Here is a 16,591-nt window from a genome sequence, read left to right as displayed (position 1 = left end):
GCCGCGCAACCCGCCGACGGGTGACCATGACGGGGGCGGGCTAGGGTCGGACCATGGAATTCCGACACCTGGGCCACTCGGGCCTGCTGGTCAGCGAGATCTCGTACGGCAACTGGATCACCCACGGTTCGCAGGTCGAGGAGGACGCGGCGACCGCCTGCGTCCGGGCCGCGCTGGAGACGGGCATCACCACGTTCGACACCGCCGACGTGTACGCCGGCACGAAGGCCGAGGAGGTGCTCGGCCGGGCGCTGAAGGGCGAGCGCCGCGAGGGGCTGGAGATCTTCACGAAGGTCTTCTGGCCGACCGGTCCGGGCCGCAACGACCGGGGCCTGTCCCGCAAGCACATCATGGAGTCGATCAACGGCTCGCTGCGCCGGCTGCAGACCGACTACGTGGACCTCTACCAGGCCCACCGGTACGACCACAGCACGCCGCTGGAGGAGACGATGGAGGCGTTCGCCGACGTCGTGCACTCCGGCAAGGCCCACTACATCGGCGTCTCGGAGTGGACGGCGGACGAGATCCGGGCGGGTCACCGGCTCGCCCGGGAGCTGCGTATCCCGCTGGTGTCCAACCAGCCGCAGTATTCGATGCTGTGGCGGGTCATCGAGGCCGAGGTGGTGCCGACCAGCGAGGAGCTGGGCCTCGGGCAGATCGTCTGGTCGCCGATCGCGCAGGGCGTGCTGTCGGGCAAGTACCTTCCGGGGCAGCCGCCGCCGGCCGGTTCCCGGGCCACCGACGAGAAGTCGGGGGCGAACTTCATCGCCCGGTTCCTCACCGACGAGGTGCTGACCCGGGTGCAGGAGCTCAAGCCGCTGGCCGAGCAGGCCGGGCTGAGCATGCCGCAGCTCGCCATCGCCTGGGTGCTGCAGAACCCGAACGTCTCCTCGGCGATCGTCGGCGCGTCCCGCCCCGAGCAGGTGCACGACAACGTCAAGGCGGCCGGGGTGAAGCTCGACGCCGCCCTGCTCAAGGCGATCGACGCCATCGTCGACCCGATCGTCGAGCGGGACCCGGGCAAGACGCAGTCCCCCGCCCAGCGGCCGTGAGGCGTCCCGGTCCGGCCGGCGTGGCGCGCCGGCCGGACCGGGCCCGCCGGGAAGGTGGGACCGGCCCCGCCGCCGTCGTGCGCGGGCGGGCGGGTCAGCCCTGCCAGAAGCGGATCAGGTCGAGGCCGGCGGCGTAGAGCCACGGGGGCAGGCCGAGCAGGTCCGCCACGGCGAAGACGCCGTCGAAGAACCAGCCGCCGAGGCGCGGGTTCCACAGCAGCGCGAACAGCAGGATGAACCCGAACGGGGCGAACAGGTCGTACATCCGCCGCCACTGCGGGTTCAGCCACGGCTGGATCATGTTGCCGCCGTCGAGCCCGGGCACCGGCAGCAGGTTGAGCACGCTGGCGGTGAGCTGGAGGAACGCCAGCAGCGCCAGGCCCGCCCAGAACTCCACCGACCCGCCGCCGCCGAAGCCGACCCGCAGCACCGCCACCAGCACGAGGGTGAACAGCACGTTGGTGGCCGGGCCGGCGAGGCTGACCAGGGTGTGCCGCAGCCGCCCCGGGATGGCGTGCCGGTCCACCCACACCGCGCCCCCGGGCAGGCCGATGCCGCCGAGCAGCACCACCACCACGGGCAGCACGATCGACAGCAGCGGGTGGGTGTACTTGAACGGGTTGAGCGTCAGGTAGCCCCGGTGGGCGATGTCGCGGTCCCCGGCCCGGTAGGCGACCACCGCGTGGGCGTACTCGTGCAGGCAGAGCGAGACGAGCCAGCCCGAGACGACGAAGAGGAACACGTCGAACCGGACGTTGCCGAACCGGTTCCAGGCCATGACGCCGCTGACCGCGAAGAGCGCGACCAGCGCCAGGAACACCGGGCTGGGCCGGAAGGCCGCCCGGGGCACCCCGAGCACCAGCGGCTCGCCGCCGCCCGGACGGCCCGCCGTCATCACTCGGCCGGGGGCTGGAGGCTCATCCGGTATTCCACCCGGTCGTCCTCGACGAGCGTGACCGTCGTGACGCCGGATGCCGCGAGCTCCCGCCAGGTCTGGCCGATCCAGGACTCGGCGTCCGCCTGGCTCCCGAACGTCTCCGTCGGCCCCTCGGCCGCCGCGCCGTCCGCGCCCTCGTACCGCCAGCTCCACGCCATGCCGCGTCTCCCCTCGCCGCTGAAGTCCTCCTGGGACGAACCCCCGCAAGCGTAGTCGGCCCCGTGCCGGACGGCCCGCCGCTCCACCGGGCACCGCCGCCGGCCGCTGTTCGGCCGGGCCGCGCGGCGGCGGGCCCACCCGGGACCGCCCCGGCCCGGCCGCCCGAACCGTGGTCACCGGCGCGGGCCGACCGGCGGCGCGGGCCACGGCGGCCTTAAGGTACGGGGCATGTCCGTTGACGGGTGGAACACGGTCCTGGTGCTCGGCGGGATCCGCTCCGGCAAGTCCGAGTTCGCGGAGTCCCTGGTCGCCGAGGCGCCCACGGTCCGCTACGTGGCGACGTCGGCTGCCGGCGACCCGACCGACGCCGAGTGGGCGGCCCGCCTGAAGGCCCATCGCGACCGGCGGCCGGGCGGTTGGACCACGGAGGAGACCGCCGACGATCCGCGCCGGCTGGCCGACGTCGTCGCGTCGGCGCGGCCGAACGAGACGCTGCTCGTCGACGACCTCGGCGGCTGGGTGACCGTGCTGCTGGATCCGGCCCACCAGCCGGCGGACGACACGGCGACCGTCGCCGAGCTGGCCGACGCGGTGCGGGCCTGCCCGGCGCGACTGGTGGTGGTGAGCCCCGAGGTGGGGCTGTCGCTGGTGCCGACGACCCCGCTGGGTCGGGCGTTCACCGACGCCCTCGGCGCGGCCAACCGGGCGGTCGCCGACGCGTGCGACGCGGTGGTCCTGGTGGTCGCCGGCCAGGCGTGCTGGCTCAAGACCCCCGCCGCCTCCGCGGGCGCGGGGGCCGGGGCGGTCACCGCGACGCAGGCGACGGTCCCGGCGGTGGCGGCGCAGGCGGCGGCCACGGCGACGGCCGGCGGTGGACGCGACGACCGTGCGGCGGCGCTGCCGGAGGTGTTGACCCCGACCACGGCACCGGAGCCGGCCGGCGTGCCATGGGCGGCGCCGACGATGGCGCTGCCGGTGGTCGCCACGGGCCTGGTCATCCAGCCCGGCATGGAACTGCCGATGCCCGACGAGTACGCCGGGCCGCAGGCCCTGGAGCGGCTCGCCACCCTGGACGTGCCCGGGGCCGGGCTGGGCGTGCTGGAACGGGTGGTCGGCTTCGCCGCGGCCACCCAGGGCACCCCGACGCCGGCGTCCTGGGACAGCGTGCGGGTGCTGCTGCTGCACGGCGACCACGCCGGCGGGGCCGCCGCCGGTTCCCCGCCCGGGGAGTCGGCCCGGCGGGCGGCACAGGCCCGCGCCGGGCAGGGCGTGCTGGCCCGGCTCGCCGCCGAGAGCGGCGCGAGCCTCCAGGTCGTCGAGACGCCGGCGTCCGAGGCCATCGAGGAACTGCCGGCCCTGGACCACGAGCAGGTGGAGCAGGCCCTGCGGTACGGCTGGCGGCTGGCCGAGGAGGCCGCCGAGGCGGGCGTACGGCTGCTGGTGCTGGCGGCGTGCGGGGCCGGCACGGACGCCGCCGCGGCGGCGGTGCTCGCGGCGACGGCCGGGGCGGAGCCGCCCGCGGTGCTCGGCCGGGTGGTGACGGCGGGCGGCGAGATCGACGACGCGGCGTGGATGCGGCGCTGCGCGGCGGTCCGGGACGCGCTGCACCGCACCCGGCGTTCGCCCCGCGACGCCAAGGACGTGCTGGCCGAGCTGGGCGGCGGGGACATCGCGGTGGCCACCGGCGTGCTGCTCGGCGCGACCGCCCGCCGGCTGCCGGTGCTGCTGGACGGCCCGGTCGGCCTGGCCGCCGGCATGGTCAGCCGGGACCTGGCCGGGCAGGCCCGGCACTGGTGCCTGCTGGCCGACCACGGCGGTCACCCGGCGGTCCGGCTCGCCGCCGACGTGCTGGGCCTCGATCCCCTGCTGGACCTGCGGCTCGACCTCGGCGAGGGGGCGAACGCGCTGACCGCGCTGCCGCTGCTGCGCTCGGTGCTGTCGCTGGCCGCCGCGCTGCCCGCCCGGCCGGACCAGCAGGACGCGGCTGGCGCGGACACCGCCGCCAGCGCGGACGCGGCCGGCGCGGACGACAGCGCCGGGGGGCCGGACGCGGCGGCGTTCGTCGAGCCGGAGCCGGCCGGCCCGGGCCCGGCCACCACCGCGCCCACCGCGCCCACCGAGCCGGCCCCGCCGGCCGAGCACGCCCCGCCGGCCGAGCACGCCCTACCGGCCGTGCCCACCCCGCCGGCCGGGGCCGCCGAGCCGACCGGGTCGGAGCCGGATCCGGCCGGGCGGCGTGCCGACTGACGCCCACCCGGGCGGCGGGCGGGCCGGCGACGGCCTGCGGCTGGCGCTGACCACGTTCACCGTCTGGCCGGTGCGCGCCGGCCGGGTCGACCGCGCCACCGCGGGCACCGCGATGGCGCTCGCCCCGGCGGTCGGTGCCCTGCTCGGGGCGGCGCTGGCCGGGGTGCTGCTGCTCGTCGGGGCCGTCGCCGCGCCGCTGGTCGCCGCGGCGGTGACCCTCGGGGCGGGCGCGCTGCTCACCCGGGGCCTGCACCTGGACGGGCTCGCCGACACCGTCGACGCGCTCGGGTCGTACCGGCGGGGCGCCGCCGCGCTGGAGATCATGAAGAAGCCGGACGTGGGGCCGTTCGGGGTGGCCGCGCTGGTGGTCGTACTCCTGGTGCAGGCCGCGGCCCTCGCGGAGCTGGTGGCCCGGTCGTGGCCGGCGGCGCTCGCGGGCGTGGTGGCGGCGACGGCGGCCGGGCGGCTCGGGGCCACCCTGGCCTGCCGGCGCGGCGTGCCGGCGGCCCGGCCGGACGGGCTGGGCGCGCTGGTCGCGGGCACCGTCGGCCCGGTCGCGGCGGGGGTCGGCACGGCCGCCGTCGCGCTCGCCGCGGTAGCCGCCGTGCCGGGCCGCCCGTGGCAGGGGCCGGTCGCCGTGCTCGCCGCGCTCGCCGTCGCGGTGCTGCTGCTGCGCCACCTGGTACGCCGCCTCGGCGGCATCACCGGCGACGTGCTCGGCGCGACGGTGGAGGTGGTGACCACGCTGGTCTACCTGGGGCTGGCGGCGACCCGCTGATCCGGACGCGCCGGGGCGGGTAGCGTTTCGGGCGACAGGCCGGCACGGGGCAGACAGGGGACCACATGCTCATCACCGACGACTTCCTGCCCGTCCCGGTCCCCGAGTCGCTCACCGCCACCTACCTGGTGCCGATGGTGGGCCTGCCGAAGGTCGGCACGAAGACGGCCGTGCGGGCGCTGGCCGGTCGGCTCGCCGAGCCGGTGTACGGGCTGGCCACGCAGATGCTGGACAGCCCGCTGATGAGCGTGGACACCCGGCCGGTCGCCGAGTTCCCGGCGCTGCCGCCGGACCTGCTGACCGCGTTCGGGGCGAGCCAGGAGCAGCTCGACCGGCTCGCCGCGGCCACCCACCTGGTGGTGGTGCAGGCGGAGTACCGGCCGGGCTGGCCGCCCGCGCACGAGTGGGCGGCGCGGGCGGTCGCCGCCGCCGTCGCCGAGAGCGCGGGCGGGGACGTGGTGGACGTCTTCGGCCTGCAGTTCCTCGACCCGGCCACGGCGCTGCGGTCGCTGCCGGACGACCAGGGGCGGATCCGGCTGGTCGACTGGGTGCTGGTGCCCTACTCCTCGGACGCCGAGGGGCTGTGGTTCACCACGAAGGGGCTGCGCCGCTTCGGGCTGCTGGAGTTGCAGACCCAGGGGGTGCCCGACCACCTCACCCGCGCCTGGGGCGCGGTGCTCACCGGGGCCGCCCGCCGCCTGCTGCGGGCCTGGACCGACGGGCTGGCCGGCGACGAGGTGCCGGCGTTCGTGCAGCTCCCGGTGCTGGCCACGGTCACCGGGCACGACATCGCGGTCGCGTACGGCAACCCGGAGCAGCACGGGGCGACCGCGCCGGTGCTGCTGCGGCTGGAGCTGGACCCGGCCACCGACCCGGAGGCCGACTCGTTCCTGAGCCTGCGCCCGCCGCCGGGGCACCCGGGCCCGGACGGGCGGTACTACGCGGCGGCCTGCGCCACGCTGTTCGACGGCATCGCGCCGGACGTGCGCTACGCCCGCCCGGGCGACGCCATGAGCCGGGCGATCGCCACCGCCCGGGAGGGCCTGGACGACGTGCGGGCCCGGTTCCTGGCCGGCCAACTGCCGGCGGAGTCGCAGCTCGTGGTCAAGTACGGCCTGCCGGGCGACGAGGGCCCCGAGTACGTGTGGGCGGGCGTGACGTCGTGGGACGCCCCGGAACGGATCGTCGGCGCGAGCGCCAGCGACGCCAGCACCGACCCGACGGTGCGCATCGGCGCGCCGGTGGTGGTCGAGGCGGCGGACGTCGTCGACTGGGCCGTCCTCGGCGCGACGGGCGTCATCGAGGGCGGCTGGACCCAGGCCGTCCTCGACGCCGGGGAACGCCCGGCCTGACGGTCACCCGACGCCGGCGGGCCCTCGCCTGACGCTCAGCGCACCGAGGGGGTCACGAACGGGGGGCGGGTGACGGTCAGGGCGGCGCGGCGGCCCCGGATGTCGACGTCCACCCGGTCGCCGTCGGCGAGGCCGGCGGACGTGTCGAGCAGCGCCAGGGCGATGCCCTGCTTGCGCGTCGGGCTGAAGGTGCCGCTGGTGACCGTGCCGACGCAGGTGTCGCCGACGTAGAGCTTCATGCCGGGGCGCGGGATCGCCCGGTCGACGGCGACGAGGCCGCGCAGCGTACGCGCGGGGCCGGCGGCCTTCTCGGCGCGCAGCGCGTCGCGGCCCCAGAACGCCGGCTTGTCCCAGCCGACGGCCCAGCCGGAGCGGGCCTGCACGGGGGTGATCTCCGGCGACAGGTCCTGCCCGTGCAGCGGGTAGCCCATCTCGGTGCGCAGGGTGTCCCGCGCGGCCAGCCCGCAGGCCCGCAGCTCGTACGCCGCACCGGCGGCGGTCAGCGCGTCCCAGACGGCGACGGCGTGCCCGGCGGGCACCACCAGCTCGTAGCCCAGCTCGCCGGTGTAGCCGGTGCGGCAGACGGTCAGCTCGGCGTCGGCGAGGGTGGCGGTGCGGAAGCTCATGTATTCGTGGTCGGTGGGCAGGCCCAGCGCGGCGAGCAGCTCGGCCGAGCGCGGGCCCTGCACGGCGAGGACGGCGTACCCATCGTGCTCGTCGGTGACGACCACGTGCTCCGGGGCGGCGGCGCGCAGCCGGCGCACCACCTCGGCGGTGTTCGCGGCGTTCGGCACGAGGAAGACGTGGTCGTCGGCGTGCAGGTAGGCGATGATGTCGTCCACCACGCCGCCGGTGGCGTCGTCGCAGCACAGGGTGTATTGCGCCTGGCCGGGGCCGATTCGACCGAGGTCGTTGCTGAGGCAGGCGTTGACGAAGTCGGCCGCGCCGGGGCCGGTGACCCGCGCCTTGCCCAGGTGCGACACGTCGAACACGCCGACCCCGGTGCGGACCGCCGTGTGCTCCCGGAGCACCCCGCCGCCGGCGTACTCCAGGGGCATCTCCCAGCCACCGAACGGGGCGAACTTGGCGCCGAGGGCGGTGTGCCGCTCGTGCAGCGGGGAACGGCGCAGCCGGGTCGCGGCGGCGTCGGAGGTCGCGTCGGTCATGGGTGGCAACTTACCGGTGGCTGAACGTCTGGTTAGCATCGGCGGGACCCCCGTCGGCGGAGTTCGGCGGGACAGCCCACCGTCCGGCGGGTAGGTTGCCGCCGGAGACCTTCACCGCCGGTACGCGACGACGCGACCGGCCCGGCCCGCCCGGAGTAGCTTCAGTGACATCGCCCAGCACCACCCTCAGCCTGGTCGACACAGACCCCGCCGAGCTCGCCGTCGACGCCATCGTGATCGGCCTGCACAGCCAGACCGGGGAGCAGGACGCCGCCGGCGGCCCCGCCGGGGCGCTGCTGCTCGCCAGCGGCGCCGAGAGCATCGCCGCCGCCTTCGACGGCAAGCTCACCGAGACGCTGGCGCTGCTCGGCGCGACCGGGGCACCGGGCGAGGTGATCAAGCTGGCCACGCTGGGCACCGTCACCGCCCCGGTGGTCGCGGCGGTCGGCCTCGGCCCCGAGCCGACGGGGGCTGCCCCCGCGCCGGAGACGCTGCGCCGGGCCGCCGGCTCGGCGGTCCGGGCCCTGGCGGGCGCGCGCCGGGTGGCGCTGAGCCTGCCGCTGCCCGACGACGCCGACGCCGCCGACGCGCTGCGCGCGGTGGCCGAGGGCGCGCTGCTCGGCGGCTACCGGTTCGTCGGGTACAAGACCCGCCCGCAGCCGGCCCGGCGGGAGCCGGTCGCCGAGGTGCTGGTCGCGGTGCCGGAGGCCGGCGACGCGACCGCCCGGGCCGAGATCGAGCGGGCGCACGCGGTGGCCGGCGCGGTCCGGCTGACCCGCGACTGGGTGAACACCGCCCCGAACCTGCAGCGCCCGCCGGTGTTCGCCGACGCGGTGGCCGAGGCGGCCCGCGCGGCCGGGCTCGCCGTCGAGGTGCTCGACGAGGCGGCGCTGGCGGCGGGCGGCTACGGCGGCATCCTGGCCGTCGGGCAGGGCTCGGAGGCCCCGCCGCGCCTGGTCAAGCTCACCTACACGCCCGAGGGCGGGGGCAGCGGCAAGCGGGTGGCGCTGGTCGGCAAGGGCATCACCTTCGACACCGGCGGCATCTCGATCAAGCCGGCGCAGGGCATGTGGGAGATGAAGTCCGACATGGGCGGCGCGGCGGCGGTCGGCGCGACCATGCTGGCGATCGCCGCGCTGAAGCCGTCGGTGACGGTGACGGGCTACCTGCCGATGGCCGAGAACATGCCGTCGGGCACCAGCTACCGGCCGGGCGACGTGATCACCATGTACAACGGCAAGAAGGTGGAGGTGCTCAACACCGACGCCGAGGGCCGGATGATCCTGGGCGACGCGATCGCGCGGGCCTGCGAGGACGGCGCCGACTACCTCTTCGAGACCTCGACCCTCACCGGCGGTCAGGTGATCTCGCTGGGCAAGCGGATCTCCGGCGTGATGGGCACCCCGGAGCTGTGCGAGCGGGTCCGGACGGCCGGCGACGCGGTGGGCGAGCCGGCCTGGCCGATGCCGCTGCCCGACGAGGTGCGCAAGGGCATGGACTCGGACGTCGCCGACATCTCCCAGGTCAACGCCGGGATGGACCGGGCGGGGCACATGCTGCAGGGCGGGGTGTTCCTGCGGGAGTTCGTCGCCGACGACGTGGCCTGGGCGCACATCGACATCGCCGGCCCCAGCTACCACTCGGGTGAGGCGACCGGCTACTGGACCAAGGGCGGCACGGGGGTGCCGGTGCGCACCCTCGTGCACCTGGTCGAGGACGTCGCCGCCAACGGCTGACGTGGTCGCGCGGAAGGGTCCCCCCGCCCGTCGGGGGGCCCTTCGCCGGGCGGCCCGGCGCGGGCCGCGCGGCTCAGTACAGCTCGGGGCGGCGCTTGCGGCGCTCGTTGTAGTCGCGCATCCGCTGCGGGTAGCCCATGAGCCGCACGTCGTAGACGGGGATGGCCAGCTTGTGGGCGAACCGGCGGGCGCCCTCGGGGCCGTCGATGCGCCGGCGGGTCCACTCCCCGTCGTCGGCGATGAGGATCACCGTGGTCTCGGTGACGGTGGTGCGGGGCTCGATGAACGCCTCGACCCCCCGCCGGGTGCGGACGAAGTTCTCCAGGTGGTCGAGATCGGCGCGGTCGGGCGCGCGGTCCGGCCCCGCCGGGCGCGCCTTCTTGCGTCGTCGGAACAGCGCCACCGACCGTCTCCCCCATATCCGTGATCGAAACCGGTGCCAAGCGTACGTGTCCGGGACGTGTCGTTGGGCACCTCACTACGCGCCCGGTACGCGGTGGTGACAAGATGACCGAGGTGGGGTCTGTCCGTGCCGCCCCGCCGTGACCCCCGATGCAGTGACGCGAACTGGGAGTTGGACGTGAGCGAGCCGAACGAAGCGACCTTCGACATCGTCATCCTCGGAGGTGGCAGCGGCGGCTACGCGACCGCCCTGCGCGCCGTCCAGCTGGGCCTGACCGTGGCGCTGGTCGAGAAGGGCAAGCTCGGCGGGACCTGCCTGCACAACGGGTGCATCCCGACGAAGGCCCTGCTGCACGCCGCCGAGATCGCCGACTCCACCCGCGAGTCGGAGCAGTTCGGCGTGAAGGCCGAGCTGGTCGGCATCGACATGGCCGGCGTGAACGCGTACAAGGACGGCGTGATCTCCCGCCTCTACAAGGGCCTCCAGGGGATGCTCAAGGGCAACAAGGCGATCACCGTCGTCGAGGGTCACGGCCGGCTGGTCGCCCCGAACGCCGTCGAGGTCGACGGGAAGCGGTACACCGGCCGCAACGTCGTGCTGGCCTCCGGCTCGTACGCGAAGAGCCTGCCCGGCCTGGAGGTCGACGGCGAGCGGATCATCACCAGCGACCACGCGCTGACCCTGGACCGGGTCCCGTCGTCGGCGATCGTGCTGGGTGGCGGCGTGATCGGCGTCGAGTTCGCCAGCGTGTGGAAGTCCTTCGGCGTGGACGTGACGATCATCGAGGCGCTGCCCCGGCTGGTCGCCGCCGAGGACGAGGAGTCGTCCAAGGCGCTGGAGCGGGCGTTCCGCAAGCGGAAGATCAACTTCAAGGTGGGCAAGCCGTTCGAGAAGGTCGAGAAGACCGAGAACGGCGTCAAGGTCACCATCGCCGGCGGCGAGACGGTCGAGGCCGAGCTGCTGCTGGTCGCCGTGGGCCGCGGCCCGCGCACCGCCGACCTCGGGTACGAGGAGCAGGGCGTGCGGATGGACCGCGGGTACGTGCTGACCGACGAGCGGCTGCGCACCGGCGTGCCGAACGTCTACGCGGTCGGCGACATCGTGCCCGGCCTCCAGCTCGCCCACCGGGGCTTCCAGCAGGGCATCTTCGTGGCCGAGGAGATCGCCGGGCAGAACCCGGCCGTGATCGACGAGGCCGGCATCCCCCGGGTCACCTACTGCGACCCCGAGCTGGCGTCGGTCGGCCTCACCGAGGCGAAGGCCAAGGAGCAGTACGGCGCCGACAAGATCAAGACGTACAACTACAACCTGGGCGGCAACGGCAAGAGCCAGATCCTCAAGACCGCCGGCTTCATCAAGCTGGTCCGGGTCGAGGACGGCCCCGTCGTCGGCGTGCACATGGTCGGCGCGCGGGTCGGCGAGCTGGTCGGCGAGGCGCAGCTCATCTACAACTGGGAGGCGTACCCGGCCGAGGTGGCGCAGCTCGTGCACGCCCACCCGACCCAGAACGAGGCCCTGGGCGAGGCGCACCTCGCCCTCGCCGGCAAGCCGCTGCACGCGCACGCCTGATCGAGAACTGATTCCGCGGCGTCCGGCGGCAGACGGGCGAGATCGCACCAGGGGAACGAAGGAGTCTTAGAAGATGCCGGTATCGGTCACCATGCCTCGGCTCGGCGAGAGCGTCACCGAGGGCACCGTCACCCGCTGGCTCAAGCAGGAGGGTGACACCGTCGAGGTCGACGAGCCGCTGCTCGAGGTCTCGACGGACAAGGTCGACACCGAGATCCCGTCCCCGGCGGCGGGCGTGCTGAGCCGGATCGTGGTGGGCGAGGACGAGACCGCCGAGGTGGGCAGCGAGCTCGCCGTCATCGCCGGCGAGGGCGAGTCCGCGGGCGGTGGCGAGGCCGCCGCGCCGCAGGAGGAGCCGGCCGAGGAGGCCGCCGAGGCCGCCGCCGAGCCGCAGGCCGAGGCGGAGCAGCCGGCCGTCGAGGAGCCGCCGGCCGCGCAGGCCGCACCGGCCCCGGCGGGCGAGGGCACCCCGGTGAAGATGCCGGCCCTGGGCGAGAGCGTCACCGAGGGCACCGTCACCCGCTGGCTCAAGCAGGTCGGCGACACCGTCGAGGTCGACGAGCCGCTGCTGGAGGTCTCCACCGACAAGGTCGACACGGAGATCCCGTCCCCGGTCGCCGGCACGCTGCTGGAGATCAAGGTCGCCGAGGACGAGACCGCCGCCGTCGGGGCCGACCTGGCGGTCGTCGGTGCGGCCGGCGCCGCCCCGGCAACGCCGAAGGCCGAGCCCAAGCCGGAGCCGAAGGCCGAGGCCAAGCCCGAGCCGAAGCCGGAGCCGAAGGTGGAGGCCGCCCCGGCGGCCAAGGCCGAGGAGCCGACCCCGGGCGCGTCCTACAACGAGCCGGCCGCGGAGGCCGAGACCGCCGCCAAGCCGGTCCAGGCCGAGCAGCAGGCGCAGCCGCCGGCCCCGGCCGCCACCCCGGCCCGCCCGACCGCGCCCGCCCAGGGCGGCGAGGAGGCGGCCGGGTACGTGACGCCGCTGGTCCGCAAGCTCGCCGGCGAGCACGGCGTCGACCTCGCCTCGGTCAAGGGCACCGGCGTGGGTGGCCGCATCCGCAAGCAGGACGTGCTGGAGGCCGCCGAGAAGGCCAAGGCGGCGAAGGCGGCCCCGGCTCCGGCGGCGCAGCCCGCCGCGGCGGCGGCCCCGGCGAAGCCGGCCGCGAAGCCGCAGCCGAGCGCGAAGCGCGGCACCACCGAGAAGCTGCCCCGGATCCGGGCCACGATCGCCAAGCGGATGCAGCAGTCGCTGCACGAGATGGCGCAGCTCACCACGGTCGTCGAGGTGGACGTCACCAAGGTCGCCAAGCTGCGGGCCCGCGCCAAGGACTCGTTCCTTGCGCGGCACGGCGTGAAGCTGTCGTTCCTGCCGTTCTTCGCCCTCGCGGCGGTCGAGGCGCTCCAGACCTACCCGATCGTCAACGCCAGCATGGACCTCGACGCCGGGACGATCACCTACCCGGACGCCGAGCACCTCGGCATCGCGGTGGACACCGAGCGCGGCCTGATGGTGCCGGTGATCCACGGGGCGGGCGACCTCAACCTGGGCGGCCTGGCCAAGCGGATCGCCGACCTGGCCGAGCGCACCCGCACCAACAAGATCAGCCCGGACGAGATCGCCGGGGCCACGTTCACGCTGACCAACACGGGCAGCCGGGGCGCGCTGTTCGACACCCCGATCGTGCCGTCGCCGCAGTCGGCGATGCTCGGCACGGGCGCCGTGGTGAAGCGCCCCGTCGTGGTCAACGACCCGGAGCTGGGCGAGGTCGTCGCGGTCCGCTCGATGGTCTACCTGGCCATGTCGTACGACCACCGGCTCATCGACGGCGCCGACGCGGCCCGCTTCCTGGTCGCGGTCAAGGAGCGGCTGGAGGGCGGCAACTTCGAGGCCGAGCTGGGCCTGTAACCACCGCTGTCCCTTCCGACGGGCGCTCCGGTCACCTCGACCGGGGCGCCCGTCGGCGTACCGGTGGGATCCCGCCGGCCCAGGAGCGCCTGCGCCGAATCCGCCCGGTCGCCCGGCGGACGCTGCGAGAGTGGACGGGTGCGCGGCGAGCGGCGGCGGGGCAGCCTCGGGCCCGCCGTGGCGATCGCGCCCGGCGCCCGGGTGGACCGGTTCGAGGTCTTCTTCGACCTGGTCTTCGTCTTCTCGTTCTTCGTCATCGTGCGGGCCACCGCCACCGACATCACCGGCCACACCCTGCTGCACGGCTTCCTCGTGCTGGCGGTGCTCTGGTGGGTCTGGGTCATCCACAGCGTGGTCGCCACCCGGGTCCGCCTCGGCGAGGGCTTCGTGCCGGTGGTAATGGTGGTCGGGATGGCCGCGGTGTTCGCCTTCGCCCTGGCCGTGCCGCAGACGATCGCCGCACACGGGCAGGGGCTGGCGGGCCCGCTCACGGTCGCGGTGAGCTACCTGGTCATCCGGATGGTCCACCTGTGGGTCTACTGGCACGTCATGCGGGACCAGCCGGTGGAGAGCCGGCACCTGATGAAGCTCGCGCCGGAGCTGGTGCTCAGCACCGTGCTGCTGCTCGCCGCCGCCCTCGTCCCGCACCAGTTCGCCGACCCCGACGTCGGCGCGCTGGTCCGCGACGGGCTCTGGGCCGTCGTGGTCGTCTCGCAGTACGCCACCGGGCTGCTGGCCGGCACCGGAGGCGGCGGGGTGACCTCGGCCGAGCACTGGACCGAACGGTACGACCTGATCCTGATGATCGCGCTCGGCGAGTCGGTGATCTCCGTGGGCGTCGGCACCAACCTGGCCGGCCGGCCGCTCAACTGGCAGGCGATCACCGCCGCCGGCATCGGCATCGTCCTGGCCGCGACGCTGTGGTGGCTGCACTTCGACGTGATCGGTCCGGCGGCCCGCATCGCCCTGCACGCCGCCCGGGGCCGGACCCGGGTGGCGCTGGCCCGCGACGCGTACGCCTACCTCTTCCTGCCGATGATCACCGGGCTGATCCTGTTCTCGCTCGGGGCGGAGGAGATGCTGAACCTGCTCGGCCAGCCGCACCTGCCGCTGGACGAGTCGCTGCACCGCCCGGGGATCCCGCTGCTCTACGGCGGGGTGGCCTGCTATCTGTCCGGCGACATCCTCTTCCAGCTCCGCACGCTGCGCACCCTCACCTGGGCCCGCGTCGGCACGGTCCTGCTGATCGTGGCCCTGGTGCCGGTCGCCGGCCGGATGCCGACGCTGGCCGCGATCATCCTGCTCACCGGCGTCTGCGTCGGCCTGGTGGCCGTGGAGGTGGTGACGATGGCCGACTCCCGGCACGCGCTGCGTGAGGCGGTCTTCGCCGAGCGGACCGCCCACGAGGCGCGCGAGGCGCAGTGGCGGCAACGCTGGCACGACGGCGACCCGGACGAGGAGTGACGGGGCTGCGGAGTGACGGGGCTGCGGGCCGGCCCCGGGGGATGCGGGCCGGCCGGTGCGGTTTCAGCCGTCGGCGGATTCGCCGGTCGGCAGAATCGGCCCCCGGCGTATTGCCCGCCGGCCGCCGGTGCCGAAGGCTGGGGCTATGGTCACCTTCTCGCTCCAGTCCGGCCCGACCGACGCGACGGGCTGGCTCGACCTGGCCCGCCGGGCCGAGGCCGCCGGCTTCGACGCGCTGCTCGCCGCCGACCACCCCGGCTCGTGCGGTGACCCGTTCGTCGCGCTGGCCGCCGCCGCGTCGGTCACCACGACGATCGGCCTCGGCTCGTACGTGTCGAACCTCGGCGTCCGCGAGCCGATGCTGCTCGCCGCCGCCGTGGCGACCCTCGACGTCGTCTCCGGCGGGCGGGCCCGCCTCGGCGTCGGGGCCGGTCACACCCCCGCCGAGTGGCGCGCGGTCGGCCGGGACCGCCCCGACGTCGCCGGCCGGGTCCGCCGCTGCGTCGCCGCCGCCGAGGCGGTGCGGGCCCTGCTCGACGGGGAGGAGGTGACCGTGGACTCCCCCGAGCTGACCGTGCGCGCCGCCCGGCTGGGGTCGCCCCGACCGGTCCAGGAGCGCGTGCCGCTGACCGTCGGCACGTCCAACTCGACGCTGCTGCGCTGGGCCGGCACGCACGCCGACGTCGTGGGGCTGGCCGGCTTCGGCCGTACCCTCGACGACGGTCACCGGCACGAGGCCCGGTGGCGGGCCGACCAGATCGAGGCGCAGCTCGCCCGCGTCGCCGAGGGCGCGGCGGGCCGGGCGCGGCCGCCGGCGCTGGAGGCGCTGGTGCAGACGGTGGCGGTGACCGACGACGCGGAGGCCGTCGCGGCGCAGCGCGCGGTCGCCGCCGGCCTGACCGGCCCGGAGCTGCTGGCGACCCCGTTCGTGCTGATCGGCACCGAGGACGAGATCGTCGCGGCGGTCGCCGAGCACGAGCGCCGCTGGGGCGTCACCCGCTTCGTGGTACGCGCCGACGCCCTCGACCCGCTCACCCCGGTCCTGCGCCGCCTCGCCGCCTGACCCCTGCGGCCCGCCAAAGCCGTGAGCACGCCTGCCGGCCCACCTCAGAGGTGCCTGCGGACCTCGGCCGCGAAGTGCGGCACTCCCGTGCGACCGAGCAGCACGAGCAGGCCCGGCACGGTGGTCGGCTCTCTCCGGTACGCGCGAGCCTGGTGGTGGAGCACGTCCAGGGTCTGGGCAGGATAGAGATCCAGCTGATCGAGCAGAAAGTCGTCCGGATGCGCCGCCAGGACGTCGTACGGCTTGAGCGCCGGTTCCGGAAAGTCGGCGATGTTGAACGTCACGAGGACTTCTGCGTTCGCTCGGACAGCCGCTGCCAGCACGTGCCGGTCCTTGGGATCGTTGGTCATCCCATCGATGAGCGACTCGTAGCCGCCGACCATGGCATCGGGGAACGCCTCCCGCATCTGGGTCACCCGGCGATGGACCCGTTCCTCCGGGAGCAATGCTCGAAACCTGTGGATGAGCGTCGGGAGGCGTACCCTCCCGGCGATGCTCCATGTCCAAGGAATCGAGTAGAGCCCGCGCGTCAACGCGGGCCGGGAAGGGTACGCCCGTGCTTACCGTAGTCAACCCGGAAGAGCCCACGCCAGCGGTCGTGTCCGCGCCGGTCGTGTCCGCGCCGGTCGTGTCCGGTGGCTCCTTGATCGACGAGATCGTCCGAGACGGTGCCCGCCGGATGCTCGCCGCTGCGTTGGAGGCGGAGGTCGCCGCCTATGTCGCCGCGCACGCGGGTGAGCGGGACGAGAACGGCCGCCGGTT

At 75.1% G+C, this 16,591-nt stretch carries 14 protein-coding genes and 1 pseudogene; 10 read left to right on the top strand and 5 right to left on the bottom strand.

The annotated features are described in order from the left end of the window. Positions 1-53: 53 nt before the first annotated feature. Positions 54-1,052 (top strand): aldo/keto reductase family protein, encoded by a 999-nt coding sequence (locus tag GA0070558_RS27205; RefSeq protein WP_091284806.1) that lies wholly within the window; start codon positions 54-56, stop codon positions 1,050-1,052. Positions 1,053-1,146: 94 nt separating this feature from the next. Here GA0070558_RS27205 and GA0070558_RS27200 read toward each other — a convergent pair whose 3' ends face one another. Then, entirely contained in the window at positions 1,147-1,947 is an 801-nt protein-coding gene (locus GA0070558_RS27200) for a site-2 protease family protein (protein ID WP_091284804.1), read from the bottom strand. Further along, on the bottom strand, positions 1,947-2,147 hold the full coding sequence (locus GA0070558_RS27195) for a hypothetical protein (RefSeq protein WP_043969283.1): 201 nt from the start codon (positions 2,145-2,147) through the stop codon (positions 1,947-1,949). The genes GA0070558_RS27200 and GA0070558_RS27195 overlap by 1 nt, the downstream gene beginning before the upstream one ends. Before the next feature lie 229 nt (positions 2,148-2,376). Between GA0070558_RS27195 and GA0070558_RS27190 the strand changes: the two genes are divergently transcribed. From GA0070558_RS27190 to GA0070558_RS27180, 3 genes are all read left to right on the top strand, one after another. Continuing rightward, positions 2,377-4,395 carry a bifunctional adenosylcobinamide kinase/adenosylcobinamide-phosphate guanylyltransferase gene (locus GA0070558_RS27190; RefSeq protein ID WP_091284801.1) on the top strand — a complete coding sequence of 673 codons (2,019 nt, stop codon included), beginning with the start codon at positions 2,377-2,379 and terminating at the stop codon, positions 4,393-4,395. Beyond that, entirely contained in the window at positions 4,385-5,173 is a 789-nt protein-coding gene (locus tag GA0070558_RS27185; protein ID WP_091284800.1) for an adenosylcobinamide-GDP ribazoletransferase, read from the top strand. Before GA0070558_RS27190 ends, GA0070558_RS27185 begins: the two co-directional genes overlap by 11 nt. A gap of 65 nt (positions 5,174-5,238) precedes the next feature. Beyond that, positions 5,239-6,525: a DUF2314 domain-containing protein gene (locus tag GA0070558_RS27180; protein ID WP_077938975.1), complete on the top strand. Its 1,287-nt coding sequence runs from the start codon at positions 5,239-5,241 to the stop codon at positions 6,523-6,525. Between the two features lie 35 nt (positions 6,526-6,560). Here GA0070558_RS27180 and gcvT read toward each other — a convergent pair whose 3' ends face one another. Next, positions 6,561-7,691 (bottom strand): glycine cleavage system aminomethyltransferase GcvT, encoded by a 1,131-nt coding sequence (gene gcvT / locus GA0070558_RS27175; RefSeq protein WP_091284798.1) that lies wholly within the window; start codon positions 7,689-7,691, stop codon positions 6,561-6,563. A 164-nt stretch (positions 7,692-7,855) separates the two neighbouring features. Here gcvT and GA0070558_RS27170 point away from each other — a divergent pair, with 164 nt between their 5' ends. Continuing rightward, positions 7,856-9,427: a leucyl aminopeptidase gene (locus GA0070558_RS27170; RefSeq protein ID WP_091284796.1), complete on the top strand. Its 1,572-nt coding sequence runs from the start codon at positions 7,856-7,858 to the stop codon at positions 9,425-9,427. 73 nt (positions 9,428-9,500) lie between these two features. On the opposite strand, the gene GA0070558_RS27165 is transcribed toward GA0070558_RS27170, so the two are convergent. Then, positions 9,501-9,830: a hypothetical protein gene (locus GA0070558_RS27165; RefSeq protein ID WP_077938972.1), complete on the bottom strand. Its 330-nt coding sequence runs from the start codon at positions 9,828-9,830 to the stop codon at positions 9,501-9,503. Between the two features lie 177 nt (positions 9,831-10,007). On the opposite strand from GA0070558_RS27165, the gene lpdA reads away from it, so the two are divergent. The 4 genes from lpdA (at position 10,008) to GA0070558_RS27145 (ending at position 15,829) form a co-directional block, all read left to right on the top strand. After that, on the top strand, positions 10,008-11,399 hold the full coding sequence (lpdA, locus tag GA0070558_RS27160) for a dihydrolipoyl dehydrogenase (protein WP_043967125.1): 1,392 nt from the start codon (positions 10,008-10,010) through the stop codon (positions 11,397-11,399). 73 nt (positions 11,400-11,472) lie between these two features. Further along, positions 11,473-13,302, top strand: a complete 1,830-nt coding sequence (sucB, locus tag GA0070558_RS27155; protein WP_091284792.1) for a 2-oxoglutarate dehydrogenase, E2 component, dihydrolipoamide succinyltransferase — start codon at positions 11,473-11,475, stop codon at positions 13,300-13,302. Between the two features lie 138 nt (positions 13,303-13,440). Further along, positions 13,441-14,766 (top strand): low temperature requirement protein A, encoded by a 1,326-nt coding sequence (locus GA0070558_RS27150; protein ID WP_091284790.1) that lies wholly within the window; start codon positions 13,441-13,443, stop codon positions 14,764-14,766. A gap of 145 nt (positions 14,767-14,911) precedes the next feature. Then, positions 14,912-15,829 carry an LLM class flavin-dependent oxidoreductase gene (locus tag GA0070558_RS27145; RefSeq protein WP_091284788.1) on the top strand — a complete coding sequence of 306 codons (918 nt, stop codon included), beginning with the start codon at positions 14,912-14,914 and terminating at the stop codon, positions 15,827-15,829. 44 nt (positions 15,830-15,873) lie between these two features. Here the strand turns inward: GA0070558_RS27145 and GA0070558_RS27140 are convergent, their stop codons facing one another. Beyond that, positions 15,874-16,236 (bottom strand): VapC50 family PIN domain-containing toxin, encoded by a 363-nt coding sequence (locus GA0070558_RS27140; protein ID WP_256092150.1) that lies wholly within the window; start codon positions 16,234-16,236, stop codon positions 15,874-15,876. A gap of 149 nt (positions 16,237-16,385) precedes the next feature. Here GA0070558_RS27140 and GA0070558_RS33045 point away from each other — a divergent pair. Continuing rightward, a pseudogene (locus tag GA0070558_RS33045) lies at positions 16,386-16,591 on the top strand (IS256 family transposase); the annotation flags it as partial.

This window comes from Micromonospora haikouensis (assembly GCF_900091595.1).
Taxonomy (GTDB): Bacteria; Actinomycetota; Actinomycetes; order Mycobacteriales; family Micromonosporaceae; genus Micromonospora; species Micromonospora haikouensis.
This window is presented reverse-complemented; position numbering and strand designations above follow the sequence as displayed.

Bases quoted from the DNA above. Each gene is read 5' to 3' on its own strand.
- GA0070558_RS27180 (WP_077938975.1), top strand. From the start codon at position 5,239: ATGCTCATCACCGACGACTTCCTGCCCGTCCCGGTCCCCGAGTCGCTC.
- GA0070558_RS27200 (WP_091284804.1), bottom strand. From the start codon at position 1,947: ATGACGGCGGGCCGTCCGGGCGGCGGCGAGCCGCTGGTGCTCGGGGTG.
- GA0070558_RS27190 (WP_091284801.1), top strand. From the start codon at position 2,377: ATGTCCGTTGACGGGTGGAACACGGTCCTGGTGCTCGGCGGGATCCGC.
- GA0070558_RS27145 (WP_091284788.1), top strand. From the start codon at position 14,912: ATGGTCACCTTCTCGCTCCAGTCCGGCCCGACCGACGCGACGGGCTGG.
- GA0070558_RS27205 (WP_091284806.1), top strand. From the start codon at position 54: ATGGAATTCCGACACCTGGGCCACTCGGGCCTGCTGGTCAGCGAGATC.
- GA0070558_RS27140 (WP_256092150.1), bottom strand. From the start codon at position 16,236: ATGCGGGAGGCGTTCCCCGATGCCATGGTCGGCGGCTACGAGTCGCTC.
- gcvT (WP_091284798.1), bottom strand. From the start codon at position 7,691: ATGACCGACGCGACCTCCGACGCCGCCGCGACCCGGCTGCGCCGTTCC.
- sucB (WP_091284792.1), top strand. From the start codon at position 11,473: ATGCCGGTATCGGTCACCATGCCTCGGCTCGGCGAGAGCGTCACCGAG.
- GA0070558_RS27195 (WP_043969283.1), bottom strand. From the start codon at position 2,147: ATGGCGTGGAGCTGGCGGTACGAGGGCGCGGACGGCGCGGCGGCCGAG.